Origin of the sequence: Marinobacter gelidimuriae (assembly GCF_000372805.1) — a bacterium.
Taxonomy (GTDB): Bacteria; Pseudomonadota; Gammaproteobacteria; order Pseudomonadales; family Oleiphilaceae; genus Marinobacter; species Marinobacter gelidimuriae.
In genome coordinates this window covers 12,889-28,014 of record NZ_KB889871.1, presented here as the reverse complement: position 1 = coordinate 28,014, position 15,126 = coordinate 12,889, and the positions used below count along the sequence as shown (strand labels likewise).

Here is a 15,126-nt window from a genome sequence, read left to right as displayed (position 1 = left end):
ATGGCAACACAGGATTTTCTCGTTGAACTGGGCACCGAAGAACTGCCGCCAAAAGCCCTGAAGCCGCTGTCTGACGCGTTCACTCAAGGTATTGTCAGTGGCCTGCAAGCCGCTGGCATTGCATTTGGCGCGGTAGAACCTTTTGCGGCACCACGGCGCCTGGCCCTGCGCATTCGCGACCTGGCCCACGCCCAACCCGACAAGCCGGTGGAAAAGCGCGGCCCAGCCGTAAAAGCCGCGTTTGACGACGCCGGCAACCCGACCCGCGCACTGACCGGTTTTGCCACCTCGCTGGGCGTTACCCCCGACGAGCTCGACACCCTGGAAACCGACAAAGGCGCCTGGCTGGTGTTCCGCACCGTAGAGCAGGGCCGGACCACCGCCGAGCTGATGCCAGAGTTGATTGAACAGTCACTGGCCGCGCTGCCGATTCCCAAGCGCATGCGCTGGGGCGCCCACCGAATCGAATTTGTGCGCCCGGTGCACTGGCTGGTTATGCTGTATGGCAGCACGGTCATCGACCACCCGATTATGGGCCTGAAGCCCAGCAATAAAACCCGTGGCCACCGCTTCCACTGTCCGAAATCGCTGATTATTCCCACCCCGGCGGACTACGAAGTGGTGCTGCGCCAGGAAGGTTACGTGCTGGCTGATTTTGCCCAGCGCCGCGAACAGATTCGCAAGGGCGTGAACGCCCTGGCACAGCAACAGAACTGCGTTGCCGTGATTGATGAAGCCCTGCTGGACGAAGTGACCGCCCTGAACGAATGGCCGGTGCCGCTAATGGGCCGCTTTGAAGAGCGCTTCCTGAAAGTGCCTGCTGAAGCGCTTATTTCGTCCATGAAAGAACACCAGAAGTACTTCCATCTGGTGGATGACAACGGCCAGATGCAGCCATTTTTCATCACCGTCGCCAACCTGGAAAGCAAAGACCCGTCACAGGTAATTGCCGGTAACGAAAAAGTGATTCGCCCGCGCTTGTCCGACGCGGCGTTCTTTTACGAAACCGACCGCAAAAAGCGCCTGGACCAGCGCATTGATCGGCTCAAGCCCATCGTCTTTCAGGATAAACTGGGCAGCGTTTACGACAAATCTGTGCGCGTCGCCGCTTTGGCCGGCAAGATTGCCCAAGCGATTGGCAGCGACCCGGCACTGGCCGAACGTGCCGCCATGCTGGCAAAAACCGATCTGGTCACCGAAATGGTGCTGGAGTTTACCGATCTGCAAGGCATCATGGGCCAGTACTACGCCACCAATGACGGCGAACACGCCGACGTGGCCAGCGCTCTGAACGAGCAGTACATGCCGCGCTTTGCCAAAGACAACCTGCCCATCACCCTGACCGGCTGCGCCGTGGCCATTGCCGACCGGCTGGACTCCCTGGTCGGCCTGTTTGGCATCAACCAGCCACCGTCTGGCACCCGTGACCCGTTCGCCCTTCGCCGCGCTGCTTTGGGCGTGCTACGCATTATCATCGAGCGGCAGTTGCCTTTAGACCTGCAAACCTGCTGCGACTGGGCTGCGCAACAGTTCACGGACCTGCCAGCAGAAAACCCCGCCACCAGCGTGGTGGACTACATGCTGGAACGCTTCCGCGCCTATTATGACGAGCAGGGCATCAGCGCCGAAGTGTATCTGGCCGTTCACGCTCGCCGGCCCACCCGACCACTGGATTTCGACCGCCGGGTAAAAGCGGTAGAAGCCTTCCGCCGGCTACCCGAGGCCGGAGCACTGGCCGCCGCCAATAAACGGGTGTCCAACATTCTGGCCAAGCAGAGCGATAGCAAAGTGCACGACACAGTCGATGCCAGCCTGCTGCAAGACGCCGCCGAACACGCCCTGGCCGAACAGGTTAACCAGCAGACCGACACCGTGCTACCGCTGTTCGAAAAGGGTGACTACACAGCCGCTCTGCATTCGCTAGCCGATCTGCACCAACCGGTGGACCGTTTCTTCGATGAAGTGATGGTGATGGCAGACGACGAAGCCGTGCGTAATAATCGTTTGGCACTGCTGAACCGACTGCGCAATCTGTTCCTGCGGGTAGCGGATATTTCCCTGCTGCCCAGCGCCAGCTAACAGGATAGAGGTGAAATAGCACTGTGCTCATCATTCTGGACCGGGACGGGGTGATCAACCAGTACGAAGGCGGGTATATCTGCTCGCCGGACGACTGGCACCCCATTCCGGGCAGCATCAAAGCCATTGCCCGCCTGTGCAGCGCAGGGCATCGGATTGCCATTGCCACCAACCAGTCCGGTATTGCCCGCGGCTACTACGACCGCGATGCGCTAGACGCCATGCACCGCAAACTTGGCCGCCTGTTAAGGATTGCCGGCGGCCACATAGACTTCATTGCCTACTGTCCCCACCACCCCGATGAACACTGTGCGTGTCGCAAGCCCGAGCCGGGTCTGCTGCAGCAAATCCAACGACATTTCAATTTGAAAACACTGGCAGGTAGCGTGATGGTCGGCGACAGCCGAAAAGACCTGGAAGCCGGCGCCAGAAAAGGCTGCCAGCCGATTTTAGTGCGCACCGGCAACGGCCTGGACACCGAACAGGCGCTGCAAAGCCAGCCACTGGCGGAATCTGCCCAAGTACTCGTTTACAACAACCTGCGCAGCTTTACCGATGCGTTTTTATCCGGCAAAGGCTGGTAAAATAACGGCGTATCCGTATAATACTGGCCGTTGATCGGCGTGTGGCGCAGCTTGGTAGCGCACTTCGTTCGGGACGAAGGGGTCGCAGGTTCGAATCCTGCCACGCCGACCAGAATTCAACGACTTAGGGCACATCTTCGGGTGGGCCCTTTTTCGTTTCTGGCTGGGGACAGGTTGGGTACATAAACCCGCCACCGCCTTCTGATTCACAACAATTCATTCAAAGTCATTTCCAAAGTGCCGCATCTCCGCACCTTATTGTTCCCGCTAATTAGTGCCTATCCATAAATGGGTGTTTTTTGAAAAAACACCCATTTATGGATAGGCACTAGCTAGCGTATGATCTCGCTTCAAAAGCTGCCATTTTAGCTCAATGCCGACCTATACCGGCCAATGCGGTTGTTGCACGCGAACCAGCACTATATATTGATTGCTCATTATTTTGGGCGCTTTCCAATCGCCCAATCGCTTGTGGACGGCGCTATGCAGGAATAGGGGAACGAACCCATGATCGAACTGGACGACCGATGGTTGTCAGTCAGCGAAATCGCCAAGTATCTGGGGGTCAGCAACGATACGGTATACAGGTGGATTGACAAGCAAACGATGCCTGCTCACCGCGTAGGCCGGGCATGGAAGTTTAAGAAGGACGAAGTCGATGGATGGGTTCGCAATCGCGGCGCAAGCGATGGAAATAGCGCCAATGTCTAACGATAAACAGCTTGCCCGTTTTGGGTTTCGATTTGAGCGCGGCGGCACCCACAGCTCGCGAACCATGATGCTAGATGAATTGACAGCGCTACTGAGCTACGTTGATCGCTCAAAGGCAAAAAAGGCCGATTACCTGCACGCCATAGAAGCAGACAACTGCCTGGGCAAACGCTCCGGTAAAACTCGCCGCCTCACCTACAGACACTTAGCAGAGCTGTATTCTCTCGACACGAATCACCTGCTTTTTCGCGCCTTGCTTTATTTCTGGCAGCGCGATGAAGAAGGAAGACCAATGCTGGCGCTTTTAGCAACGTACGCCAGAGACTCCATTTTTCGCACCAGTGCGTCGTTGATTCTCAAAGCACCGAAAGGCTCAATCATCACCCGTGATTCGGTCGAAGAACGGTTAGACAGCCTGGAACCAGGCCGGTTCAGCAAAGCGACTCTGAAATCCACAGCCCAAAACATCAACTCCAGCTGGACTAAATCTGGCCACCTGACGGGGCGAAACAAGAAAACAAGAAGCCGGGCTACACCCACACCGGGCAGCGCCGCCTATGCATTGTTGCTAGGTTACTTAACCGGCGCCCGTGGGCAAGGTTTGTTCAGCACTGAATATACGAAGCTGCTGGACTGCTCCAAGGAGCAAGTCATTGAATTGGCCGAACAGGCCTCCCGCAGGGGATGGATAACCTATAAGCGGGTTGGGAATGTTATCGAGGTCTTGTTCCCCAGCCATATTAATCAGCAAGAACAGGAGTGGTTGCGTGAGCAGGGTTAAACGCCTGATTCAATCGTACGGACGGCACATTGCTATCCCCTGGCGAGATGACGCCGCAGCCGCTCAGCGGGTTATTTTCTGCGTCTATAACGAAAACGAAGAGCGATGGCTCAGAGCCAGGGTAGACGAATTTGAAATAGTCACCCGTCAGTCGGGACACGACTGGGCGTTGTTCGATCTGACTAACAGCTTCGCCGGCTGGCTAAGTACCCAACGGTATGCCAAGAGCTATTTCCAGAAACCACACCTGTTGGCCACTGTTCTGCCCAAATACCTCGACTACATCGTCAGCGATTTAGAGCGTGTTCTGAAAGAGAAGAATGCAGACAACAATACCGTAGTAGCTGTACAAGGTGTTGGCTCCCTGTTCGGATTTCTCAAGGTCAAAGACGTTGTAGATAAGCTGGCGCCCTTGGTACAGGGGCGGCTGCTAGTTTTGTTCCCCGGCAGTTATGAAAACAACAACTACCGGTTATTGGACGGTTACGACGGGTGGAACTATCTCGCAGTGCCGATAACCGCAGACAAGGATTAAGGAAAGAGGCTGTTCATGAAGAATCGTGAGATTTATCAGAAAGATCCGACCACCCGCAAATTGGTTAACGAAGGGGTGGCCACTGTTAACGATGACACCACCAGTCAGGCCCTGACGGTGCTCCGCTATGAGCTGGAAACCTTTGTCTGCGATGGCCAGTACGAAAAGGGCATGTCTCACATTCTGGAAACCTTCCTGAAGAACATCGATCAGGCACAGCAGCCAGCAGTATGGGTAAGCGGGTTCTACGGTTCCGGTAAATCCCATTTGGTTAAAATGCTGCGAACTCTGTGGGTCGATAGCCAGTTTGAAGACGGTGCTACTGCCCGGGGCATCGCTAACCTGCCCCAAGGGGTCCGCGACCATTTACAGGAACTAAGTACCCAAGCTAAACGCCATGGAGGCTTGCACGCCGCATCTGGAACCCTCGGTTCTGGGGCCAGCGGCAGCGTGCGACTGGCGCTGCTGCGCATTCTATTTAAGTCTGCAGGGCTGCCCGAGCAATATCCGGTCGCCCGCTTCGTGATGTGGCTGAAGCACGAGGGTATTTACGACCAGGTGCGCCAGAGCGTCGAGTCTACAGGTTACGAGTGGCAGGAAGAGTTGGATAACTTCTACGTGGCTGAAGGCCTGCATGAGGCTTTGGTTCAGGCCAAGCCCGCGCTGTTTTCGTCGCCCACATCCTGCGTGGAAACCCTGAATAACCTTCATCCGTTTGTCCAGGACATCTCCAGCGACGATATGCTCAAAGCAATCCGCCAGACACTAACCAAAGACGGTAAATTCCCGCTCACATTGATCGTTCTGGACGAGGTGCAGCAGTTTATCGGCGAAGACAGTCAGCGTTCCATCGCCGTACAAGAAGCCGTAGAGGCGTGCTGCAAAAACTTTGGCGGCAAATTGCTCTTCATCGGTACCGGCCAAACAGCCGTCACCGGCACCAGTAACCTGAAGAAACTCGAAGGCCGCTTCACCATCCGCGTTGAGCTGTCCGATGCCGATGTTGATGCGGTTATCCGGCAGGTCATCCTGGCCAAGAAGCCAGAAGCCAAGACACCTGTCGAACAAGTCCTGCAAACCAACTTAGGGGAAATCTCCCGACACTTGGCCGGCACAACCATCGGTCATCGCCAGGATGATTTGTCGTATTTCCCCCAAGACTACCCAATTCTACCGGTACGTCGGCGCTTCTGGGAAAACACCCTGAGAATACTGGACCAGACCGGTACCGACAGCCAGTTGCGCAACCAGCTCAGCATGATCCACAAAGTCATTAAGACCAACTTGGATGACCCACTCGGCCATGTGGTACCGGCGGACTATCTCTACTTCGACTCCGCCGACAAGTTGCTTCAGTCTCGTATCTTGCCCCGCAAGGTGCATGAAAAAACCATGAGTTGGATAAAGGGTTCGGAGGATCAGCGCCTGATGGCTCGTGCCTGCGGTCTGGTTTTCCTGATCAATAAATTGGGCGGACAAAACAACGAAATCGGCATCCGGGCTAACGTGGACTCCCTGGCGGACCTGCTCGTGAAGGACCTTTCCAATGGTAGCAGTAGCTTGCGTAGCAAACTGCCCGGGCTGTTGGACAACTGCGAGCTACTGATGAAAGTGGGTGAGGAATACCGCATCCAGACCGAAGAAAGTGCCGCCTGGACCGACGAATTTCTCAGCCAACGCTCAGCACTCTCTAACGAAGCGCATCGTATTCACGCGGAACGCGATGACCGAATCCGCCGTATGTTCGGCGATGTGGCTCGCAAGCTGTCATTGATGCAAGGTGAAGCCAAAGTTACCCGGGATATTTACCCGGTGTTTGATGCCCAACTGCCGAACGATGCCAGCCAGCGCATCTACGTTTGGATAAGGGATGGCTGGAGTGGTGATGAAAACTCCGTTCGGGCCGATGCCCGGCAGGCAGGCAACCAGTCTCCAACGATCTTTGTGTTTGTTCCCAAGCGTTCCGCAGACGACCTGCGCCACCACCTGATCGACTTCAAAGCGTCCAGTGCCACCCTGGATAAACGCGGCTCTCCTAATACCCCGGAAGGCACCGAAGCCAAAGCTGCCATGGAAACCATCAAACAAACAGCAGAGGGCAAAACCCGCGAGCTACTCAGTGAAGTCTTCTCCGGTGCCCGGGTATTTCAAGGCGGAGGTAACGAAATCCTCGGCAATAACTTGCAGGAGATGGTGCTAGAAGCGGCGAACAATGCCCTGCAGCGCCTGTATCCTAATTTCCATATTGCTGATCATAGTGGCTGGCAAAAGGCCTACGAGAAAGCCCAAAAGGGTGCGCCGGATGCCCTTAAAGCTGTGGGTGACGACGGTGATCCCGCAAAGAACCCAGTGTGCAAGACCATTCTGGGTTTTATTGCTGGCGGCAAAAAAGGGACAGATATTCGCGATAACTTTGAAGGCTCGGGTTATGGGTGGTCGCGCGATGCTGTAGATGGCGGCCTTCAGATACTGCTGGTAGCAGGGGTGATTCGCGCCCAGGATGATCGCGGGCAGGCAGTTGAACCTTCCGTACTAGAACGCAAAAGCATCGGCAAAGCCTTTTTCAAAGTCGAATCGGCCAATGTCACGACACCGCAGCGCATCCAGATCCGCAAACTGCTGCAGAAAGTCGGCGTATCAGCCAAACAGAGTGAAGAGCTGGCCCACGTGCCGCTGTTTTTGCAGAAGGTGTCTGAACTGGCCGACAAAGCCGGTGGCGAAGCGCCCAAGCTGGAACGCCCGGACACCCAGTTCCTGAATGATATTCGCCTGACCACCGGTAACGAACAACTATTGGCGCTCTATAACCGGCGGGATGAACTAGCTCAAAGTATTGAGAGCTGGGAAAGTCTTGCCGAACGGATCCAGCAGCGCTGGCCCAGCTGGGCTACCCTCAAGCTCCTCGTAAACCACGCCAATGGCCTGAGTGATGCCGATGTCTACCGTGCCCAAGTGGACACTATCGAACAACAACGGCAACTGCTGGAAGACCCGGACCCGATCACCCCGCTGGCGGCCAGCCTGACCCAAAGCCTGCGGGATGCCCTGAACACACTGAACCAGGACTACCAGGCCCGGCATAAGCAGGGCATGAAGCGCCTGGAGACGGATGCTAACTGGCAGCTGCTGGAACCAGAACAGCGCAATCAGTTGCTCTCCAGGCAGAAGCTGACCCTTGCCGACCAACCTAAAGTAGCTGTCCAGTCCACCGACGAGGTGCTGAACACCCTAGACCATTATTCACTGGCCACGTTCGCCGACCGGGTAGCCGCCCTGCCCAGCCGCTTTGATAACGTGGCGGTATCCGCCGCTGAGCTGTGTGAACCGGAAATCCAGTTTGTATCGGTACCACGACGTACCCTGAAAACCGAGTCAGACATTGATACCTGGGCTGAAGAGGTGAAAGACCAGCTCAAAAACGCACTGGTAAAGGGCCCGGTCTCGGTCAAATAACGGTCAATCAAAGAAAGAACTGTCTAAAAAAAGACCGCCAAAAAGAGGACTGCCAAAGCCATGCGAACCCTCGCCAATATTGAAGAACTGCTGCCAGAGCTGGACCATTGCATAGCCGACGATCTGGAGGACCAGGATCTCGACTTCAAACAGTGGGACACCAAAAGCCGTGACAAAGCGGTAAGAATTGTTGTCCAGATGGCCGTATGCATGGCGAACGGTGGTGGTGGCACGGTGGTGTTTGGTGTTGCAGATCGCATACAAGGGCGCAAGAACGCCATTCCGGGAGTGCCACCGGAAATCGATGCGAATATGTTAAAAAAAGCGGTATACGACCAAACCGATCCGAAAATCATGCCGGTGTTTGAAGAGCTGACCGTACTGGAAGGCACGGGCCGTGTTCTGTTGATGCAAATTTACTCTGGGTTGCCTCCTTACACCGACACAGCGGGTCGGGGCACAGTTCGGGTTGGCAAGGACTGCCAGCCATTAACCGGCACACTTCGCCGTAGAATCGCAGTGGAGACTGGTGAAACCGATTTAAGTGCCGAAATCATCAGTGCTACATTGCAACAGGTGCTCTCACCTACGGCCATGGAAACATTGAGAAACCTGGCCAGGCAGGAGAACGCTCCCGGTGATCTCCTTCACCTGGATGACCAGCGGCTGCTTCAGGCGCTGGGGACATTGCCTGATGGCAAACTGACCAAAGCGGCTATCTTGCTTGCTGGTAGTGAAGCTGCAATTCGCCAGTATTTGCCCGGTCATTACTGGTTGTTCCTGCATATGATATCCGACGTGGACTACGACTTGCGTGAAGATAAGGTCACCAGTATTCCCCAGGCTATCGAGCGACTGGAAGCATTACTGCACCCTTACAACCTGCTGACCACATCAAAGCAGGGGTTTTATCATTTCGAATACAGCCAGTATCCGAAAATCGCCGTGCGCGAAGCCCTGATGAATGCCTTTTGCCATGCGGATTATCGATTAGCCGGGCCGGTGATGACCAAGCTCTTCAACGACCGCATGGAAATCAGCAACAACGGCGGATTCATAGCAGGGATTACCTCAGACAATATTCTTCATCACCAGCCAGCCGCGCGGAATCCGCTGCTGGTGGAAGCACTGACCCGTTTGCGCCTAGTTAACCGCAGTAATCTGGGGGTTGCGCGCATGTTCAGTGCTTTTCTGATGGAGGGTAAGCGGCCACCCCTCATTCAGGAAATAGGTGAGTCGGTGACCGTGACACTGCTTGAATCGCCACTTGATGCCGATTTCCGAACGCTGGTGGCAGACGCATCGAAGCCACCGCTGAATGTCGATGAACTGATGGTGCTTCGTCATCTGTGGCGTAACCTGATAGCCGATGTGGGTGAACTAGCCTCTACCACTCAAATCACCAAAGCCCGTATAGAAAGTGTATGTAAAAGTCTGGCTCGCCGTAACCTCGCTGAACCTGCGAGTGAGGAGTCTTTTAGTCACTGGCGGCTAGCAACGAAAATCCGCAAAAAATACCCGCTCGTGACCACAGGAACGCCGAGAGAACAAATTCTGATGCTGCTCAGACTACACCCGAAGCAAGGCCTGGCCATCGCTGAAATTCTCGAAGAAATAGCAGTTGGCCGCAGTATGGCCAAACGGTTATTGGAAAAGTTACGTGAGGATGGCCTGACTCGTCTTGAGGGTAAGGGGCGCGCGTCACGCTGGTTTCCGGAGCAGGAATAAAGCAAGAATTGGCTCATGGGCCAATATTTGAGCCAATAAATTTACAATTGGCTCAAATGCTGCCGCTTGAGCCAATGCTGAACCAATTATTGAGGAAATAGAGTGAAGCCACTGAACAAAACCCTCAGACACCAACTGGAACGCGCCGTTAAAAACGCCCGCGACACCGCCGAAAAAGGCGCCCACGCAGCGCTGGGCCAGTTGGGGGTAGCTGACCCCACACCGGCCACGCACCTGAGCGATGCCGACCGGGAACTGCGTCGCCGCCTGCGCGCCCATGGCCGCCAGTTAGGGGATTCCCTGAATGGGGACAAAGTCCAGTGCATGGACCGGCTGGTGGAAGAGGTGGCCTACGAGCATTGGCACCGCATGTTGTTTGCTCGATTCCTGGCCGAAAACAATCTGCTTATGTACCCGGACCCAGACGAGCCGGTAGCCATTACCCTGGAAGAATGTGAAGACCTGGCCGACGACGAAGGCGCTGCCAACGGCTGGGAACTGGCCGCCCGCTATGCCGCCCAGATGCTACCGCAAATCTTCCGGCTGGATTCTCCAGTGTTCCAGCTCACTCTGCCGCCAGAGCACCAGCAAGCCCTGGAGCGAATGGTCTCTGGTTTGCCACAGGAAACCTTCACTGCCTCCGACAGCTTAGGCTGGGTGTACCAATTCTGGCAGGCCAACAACAAAGAGCGCATCAATAAATCGGAAGTAAAAATCGGCGCCCGGGAACTGCCCGCCGTTACCCAGCTGTTCACCGAGCCCTACATGGTCAGCTTTCTGCTTGATAACAGCCTCGGTGCTTGGTGGGCAGCCCGCAAGCTGACGGAAGATGACCTGAAAAACGCCCAAAGCGAAGAGGAACTCCGGCAGAAGGCAGCTATCCCCGGCGTACCGCTAGAATACCTGCGGTTCGTTAAAGTCCCCCCTATCCCAGCGGGAGAGGGGGGCGATGAGATCTGGGCTCCAGCCTCCGGTACCTTCGACGCTTGGCCAGAAAACCTTGCCGACCTGAAAACCTTGGACCCCTGCTGCGGCTCCGGCCATTTTCTGGTGGCCGCATTTCTGATGCTGGTGCCCATGCGGATGGAGCGTGATGACTTATCTGCTCAGGACGCCGTGGATGCGGTTCTGCGAGAGAACATTCATGGCCTCGAACTGGATCAACGTTGTGTGGAACTGGCCGCTTTTGCGTTGGCCCTGACCGCCTGGAACTACCCGGGTGCTGGCGGTTTCCGCCCCCTGCCGGAGTTGCACCTGGCCTGTACCGGCCTGTCCGTCAATGTTGCCAAAGAAGAATGGAAGCAGCTTGGCCTTGGCAAGCATAACCTCACCATTGCGCTGGATTGGATGCACGATACATTCAAGGACGCGCCGGTGCTGGGCAGCCTGCTTAACCCTGTCAAATCTGATGCCGCCAAACTGGTGAAGTGGGATGAATTGTCCGCCACCCTGAATCAGGCGCTTGAAACAGAGAAATCGAAACAGGACGAAAGCCAGCAGGAAGCTGCAGTAGTGGCTCAGGGACTGGCCAAAGCGGCTATGCTGTTGTCCGGGCAGTATCAATGGGTGATTACTAATGTGCCCTACCTGGCTCGTGGCAAACAGAGCGACCAGTTGCGAAATTACTGCGAGCGACACTACCCGGAAGCGAAAAATGATCTGGCGACAGTCTTCCTCGACCGTTGCTTGGAGTTATGCGCACAAGGCGGCACCTCCAGCATTGTGCTGCCACAGAACTGGTTGTTTCTGACCAGCTATAAAAAATTCCGCGAGAAGTTGCTGAATAACGACACTTGGCATTTGATTGCCCGGTTGGGGCCGGGTGCTTTCGAAACCATCAGTGGCGACGTGGTCAAGGCCATTCTGATTAACCTAAGCCAAGGCAATCACGCTCAGACATTTGGCGGACTGTTTGGTGAGGCGGAACAGACCAATCGGCTACGTGGTGTGGATGTTTCCGAGCAGCGCACAGCGGCGGAGAAAGCTGCGGAGTTGTTGACATCGGAAGTTAAGAGTGTCGCACAAGCTCAGCAACTGAAAAACCCAGATTCTATAGTGAGCACAAGTGACGGCACATTTTCTTCAGATATCCTTGAAAATCATGTCGATCGGACCGAAGGGTTAAGCACAGGGGACCTTCCACAGTTAAAAAACTTTTACTGGGAGATTCCATTCAATTGTGACGACTGGATGCCTTTTCGAAGCACTGTAAAACAAACAGTTCCGCATGGCGGAATCCAGGGAGCTGTCTACTGGTGCAATGGATTTGGCCCCATGAACAACATTGGTGGAGCGAGGATAACTGGACAAAAAGTTTGGGGGAAAGCAGGGGTATTAATCAGTCAAATGCAAATGCTGCCGACTACCCTTTACGATGGAGAAATTTTCGATGATAACTCTGCTGTTGTAATCCCAAAAAATGAGGCTGACCTGAAAGCGCTATGGGCCTTCTTGTCTTCAGAGGAATACGGAAGGGCGGTTCGTGAAATTGATCAATCTCTGAAGGTGACCAGTAACTCTTTGGTTAAAGTCCCTTTCGACCTTGATCGCTGGACTAAAGTCGCCGAAGAAAAATACCCTAGCGGCCTACCAAAACCTTACACCAACGACCCCACCCAATGGATCTCCCACGGCCATCCATGCGGTTCGGTTGTCTGGGACGAAGAGCAAAAATGGACTGCGCAAGGTTCCCTTCGAACCGATGATACCGTACTGCAAGTCGCTGTAGCCCGTCTACTCGGCTACCGCTGGCCAGCTGAACTAGATGGGGCAATGGAACTGGCCGACGAACAGCGCACTTGGGTAAAGCGTTGCGAAGCCCTGTTGCCCTTCGCCGATGACGACGGCATTGTCTGCATTCCCCCGGTGCGCGGTGAAGCCTCCGCCGCCGACCGCCTGCTCAACCTGCTGGCTGCCGCCTACGGCGAGGCTTGGTCCACCGATGTATTGACCGAACTCCTCAAACAGGCCGACCACGCTGGCAAAACCTTGGAAACCTGGCTCCGGGACAAGTTCTTCACCCAGCACTGCAAGCTGTTCCAAAATCGCCCCTTCATCTGGCAAATCTGGGACGGCTTGCCAGACGGCTTCTCGGCCTTGGTGAATTACCATAAGCTGGATCGCAAGAACCTGGAAACTCTGATCTACACCTACCTGGGTGACTGGATCAGCCGCCAAAAACAGGATATGAACAACGGCATCGACGGCGCCGAAGAACGCCTCGCCGCCGCTGAAGCCCTGAAGAAAAAGCTGGAACAGATCCTCGAAGGCGAAGCCCCTTACGACATTTTCGTGCGCTGGAAACCCATCAAACAACAACCCATCGGCTGGACCCCAGACCTCAACGACGGCGTGCGCTTAAACATCCGTCCCTTCATGACAGTAGCGGACGTAAAAAAGAAGGGCGCCGGCATCCTGCGCGACAAACCCAACATCAAATGGACCAAAGACCGCGGTAAAGACGTGGAATCTGCGCCTTGGTTTCACGCATTTGGCGGTGAGCGGATTAATGACCATCACCTGCCGATTGATAAGAAAAAAGCTGCTCGAAATTGAAAGAGGAATTTATGATGAATATTAACGCGTCAATTATAGACCAACGGTTGAGTGGTTTGATGGCAGACATCCGTGACCAAGCCAAAGAGCAACTCAATATCAATGATGACAGCCGCCTTAAATCCCTTGCATTCGTATATCTTTGTGTCAAAACCATGCTAGACCTTGATGCGGAAGATTCTTTTGACTGTCTGACTGAAGGTGGCGGTGATTTTGGTGTTGATGCTATTCACTTAACAGAAGAGGTCGACGGGGAGTTTTTCGTTACTATTTTACAAGGGAAATACAGTAGGAAACTTGAGGGGAATTCAAACTTCCCTGCAAATGGCATTGAAGACATGATTAATGCCATTCGCCATATATTTGACCCGAGGGCTGAGCTTGGAGCGATCAATAGTCGTCTCAAAGTTAAAGTAGAGGCGGCAAGGTCTTTGATACAAGACGGATACATACCCAGAGTACGCGCTATTGCCTGCAATAACGGTTTAAAATGGAAAGAGGAAGATGGTCAGCGGGCGATTGATAGGGCTGGGTTCGGAGACCAAGTTGAATGGGAGTACGTAAATCACGATGTCTTAGTAAGCATACTTCAACGAATAAAACCAGTAGATGAGACTATTCGTCTCACTGGTAAAGCTGTAGTTGAAGATATGAACTTTAGCCGTGTTTGTATAGGGCGAGTCCCTGTGACCGAAATTGCTACACTGATGAAGACGCATGGAGATCGGCTGTTGGAGCGTAATATCCGACGATATCTGGGACTGCATGGAAATAGAGTTAACGAAGGGATTCGAACCACGCTTTTGTCGAATAATCCGACAAACTTCTACTTTTTTAATAATGGACTAACGCTGGTTTGTAGTGACTTCGCATATAATGCCCTTCAGAGCTCCGACTTTCAGGTCAAAGTGGAAAACCTTCAAATTGTAAATGGAGGTCAAACGTGTATGACCATTTTCAAAACGCTGGAGCAAATGCAGGCTGAAGGAAAGCCACTGCCAAATGATGCATCGGTATTGGTGAGGATTTATAAGCTCCCCAAAGATAATCAAGATATTGTCCTTCAAATTACACACGCCACCAATAGCCAGAATCCAGTCGATCTGAAAGATCTTCGGTCCAATGATCAAAAACAAAAACAGCTTGAAGCGAGTATAAAAGAACTTGGTTACAACTATCGCCGAAAAAGAATGGACACGCCTGCAAAGTCAGCTAACATCACATCGGGAACGACAGCTGAAGCAGTGTTGGCTGTTTGGCGGCATGCTCCACATCAAGCCAAGTTTCTTACACGAGAACATTTCGGGAAGCTCTATGAAAGGATTTTTACACCTGATCTTAACGGAGCCCAAGTTGTTATCGCTGTTTTGCTTTATCGGATCGCTGAAAACCACAGAAAGCGCCCAGACGGGGACGATTTTCAACATGTACGCTATTCTTCTTGCTTTATTGCTATGCAAATGGGAAGACGGCTTCTGAGGGACGTAGGTGCAAAGTTAAGTGGGTTGGGTCACAGAAACTTTGCTGAGGCTAAGAGACTAATTGAAGACCAAGGAGAAAATTATTTTCTCGCAGCTTCCAAAGACGTTGAGAAGGCGCTTGAGTCATTGTATGGGACTGAAGAGATATCAATGCAACAACTATCAGCGACATTTCGGCGTGGAGATTTGATTAGTCGGCTGCTAGCCATGGAATTCTAA

9 protein-coding genes and 1 tRNA gene are annotated in these 15,126 nt (G+C 53.9%); all 10 read left to right on the top strand.

Features of this window, described 5'->3' with window-relative positions; all coding sequences use genetic code 11:
• The 10 genes from glyS (at nucleotide 1) to A3OI_RS0105060 (ending at nucleotide 15,126) form a co-directional block, all read left to right on the top strand.
• Entirely contained in the window at nucleotides 1-2,079 is a 2,079-nt protein-coding gene (gene glyS / locus A3OI_RS0105105) for a glycine--tRNA ligase subunit beta (protein WP_026224012.1), read from the top strand.
• 23 nt (nucleotides 2,080-2,102) lie between these two features.
• The gene (gene gmhB / locus A3OI_RS0105100; RefSeq protein ID WP_018403237.1) at nucleotides 2,103-2,663 is read left to right on the top strand and encodes a D-glycero-beta-D-manno-heptose 1,7-bisphosphate 7-phosphatase; all 561 of its coding nucleotides are present in this window, start codon (nucleotides 2,103-2,105) and stop codon (nucleotides 2,661-2,663) included.
• Nucleotides 2,664-2,698: 35 nt separating this feature from the next.
• Nucleotides 2,699-2,775, top strand: a tRNA-Pro gene (locus A3OI_RS0105095).
• Nucleotides 2,776-3,170: 395 nt separating this feature from the next.
• Nucleotides 3,171-3,374 carry a helix-turn-helix domain-containing protein gene (locus A3OI_RS0105090; protein WP_007349113.1) on the top strand — a complete coding sequence of 68 codons (204 nt, stop codon included), beginning with the start codon at nucleotides 3,171-3,173 and terminating at the stop codon, nucleotides 3,372-3,374.
• Nucleotides 3,367-4,155 (top strand): hypothetical protein, encoded by a 789-nt coding sequence (locus tag A3OI_RS0105085; RefSeq protein ID WP_018403236.1) that lies wholly within the window; start codon nucleotides 3,367-3,369, stop codon nucleotides 4,153-4,155. The genes A3OI_RS0105090 and A3OI_RS0105085 overlap by 8 nt, the downstream gene beginning before the upstream one ends.
• Complete coding sequence (locus A3OI_RS0105080; protein WP_007349111.1) at nucleotides 4,142-4,690, top strand: BREX protein BrxB domain-containing protein; 549 nt, start codon at nucleotides 4,142-4,144, stop codon at nucleotides 4,688-4,690. Before A3OI_RS0105085 ends, A3OI_RS0105080 begins: the two co-directional genes overlap by 14 nt.
• 15 nt (nucleotides 4,691-4,705) lie before the next feature.
• Nucleotides 4,706-8,143 carry a BREX system P-loop protein BrxC gene (brxC, locus tag A3OI_RS0105075; RefSeq protein WP_018403235.1) on the top strand — a complete coding sequence of 1,146 codons (3,438 nt, stop codon included), beginning with the start codon at nucleotides 4,706-4,708 and terminating at the stop codon, nucleotides 8,141-8,143.
• A 60-nt stretch (nucleotides 8,144-8,203) separates the two neighbouring features.
• Nucleotides 8,204-9,871 (top strand): ATP-binding protein, encoded by a 1,668-nt coding sequence (locus tag A3OI_RS0105070; RefSeq protein ID WP_018403234.1) that lies wholly within the window; start codon nucleotides 8,204-8,206, stop codon nucleotides 9,869-9,871.
• 102 nt (nucleotides 9,872-9,973) lie between these two features.
• Nucleotides 9,974-13,426, top strand: coding sequence for an Eco57I restriction-modification methylase domain-containing protein (locus tag A3OI_RS0105065; RefSeq protein WP_018403233.1), 3,453 nt, complete (start codon nucleotides 9,974-9,976; stop codon nucleotides 13,424-13,426).
• An 11-nt stretch (nucleotides 13,427-13,437) separates the two neighbouring features.
• Nucleotides 13,438-15,126: an AIPR family protein gene (locus A3OI_RS0105060; RefSeq protein WP_018403232.1), complete on the top strand. Its 1,689-nt coding sequence runs from the start codon at nucleotides 13,438-13,440 to the stop codon at nucleotides 15,124-15,126.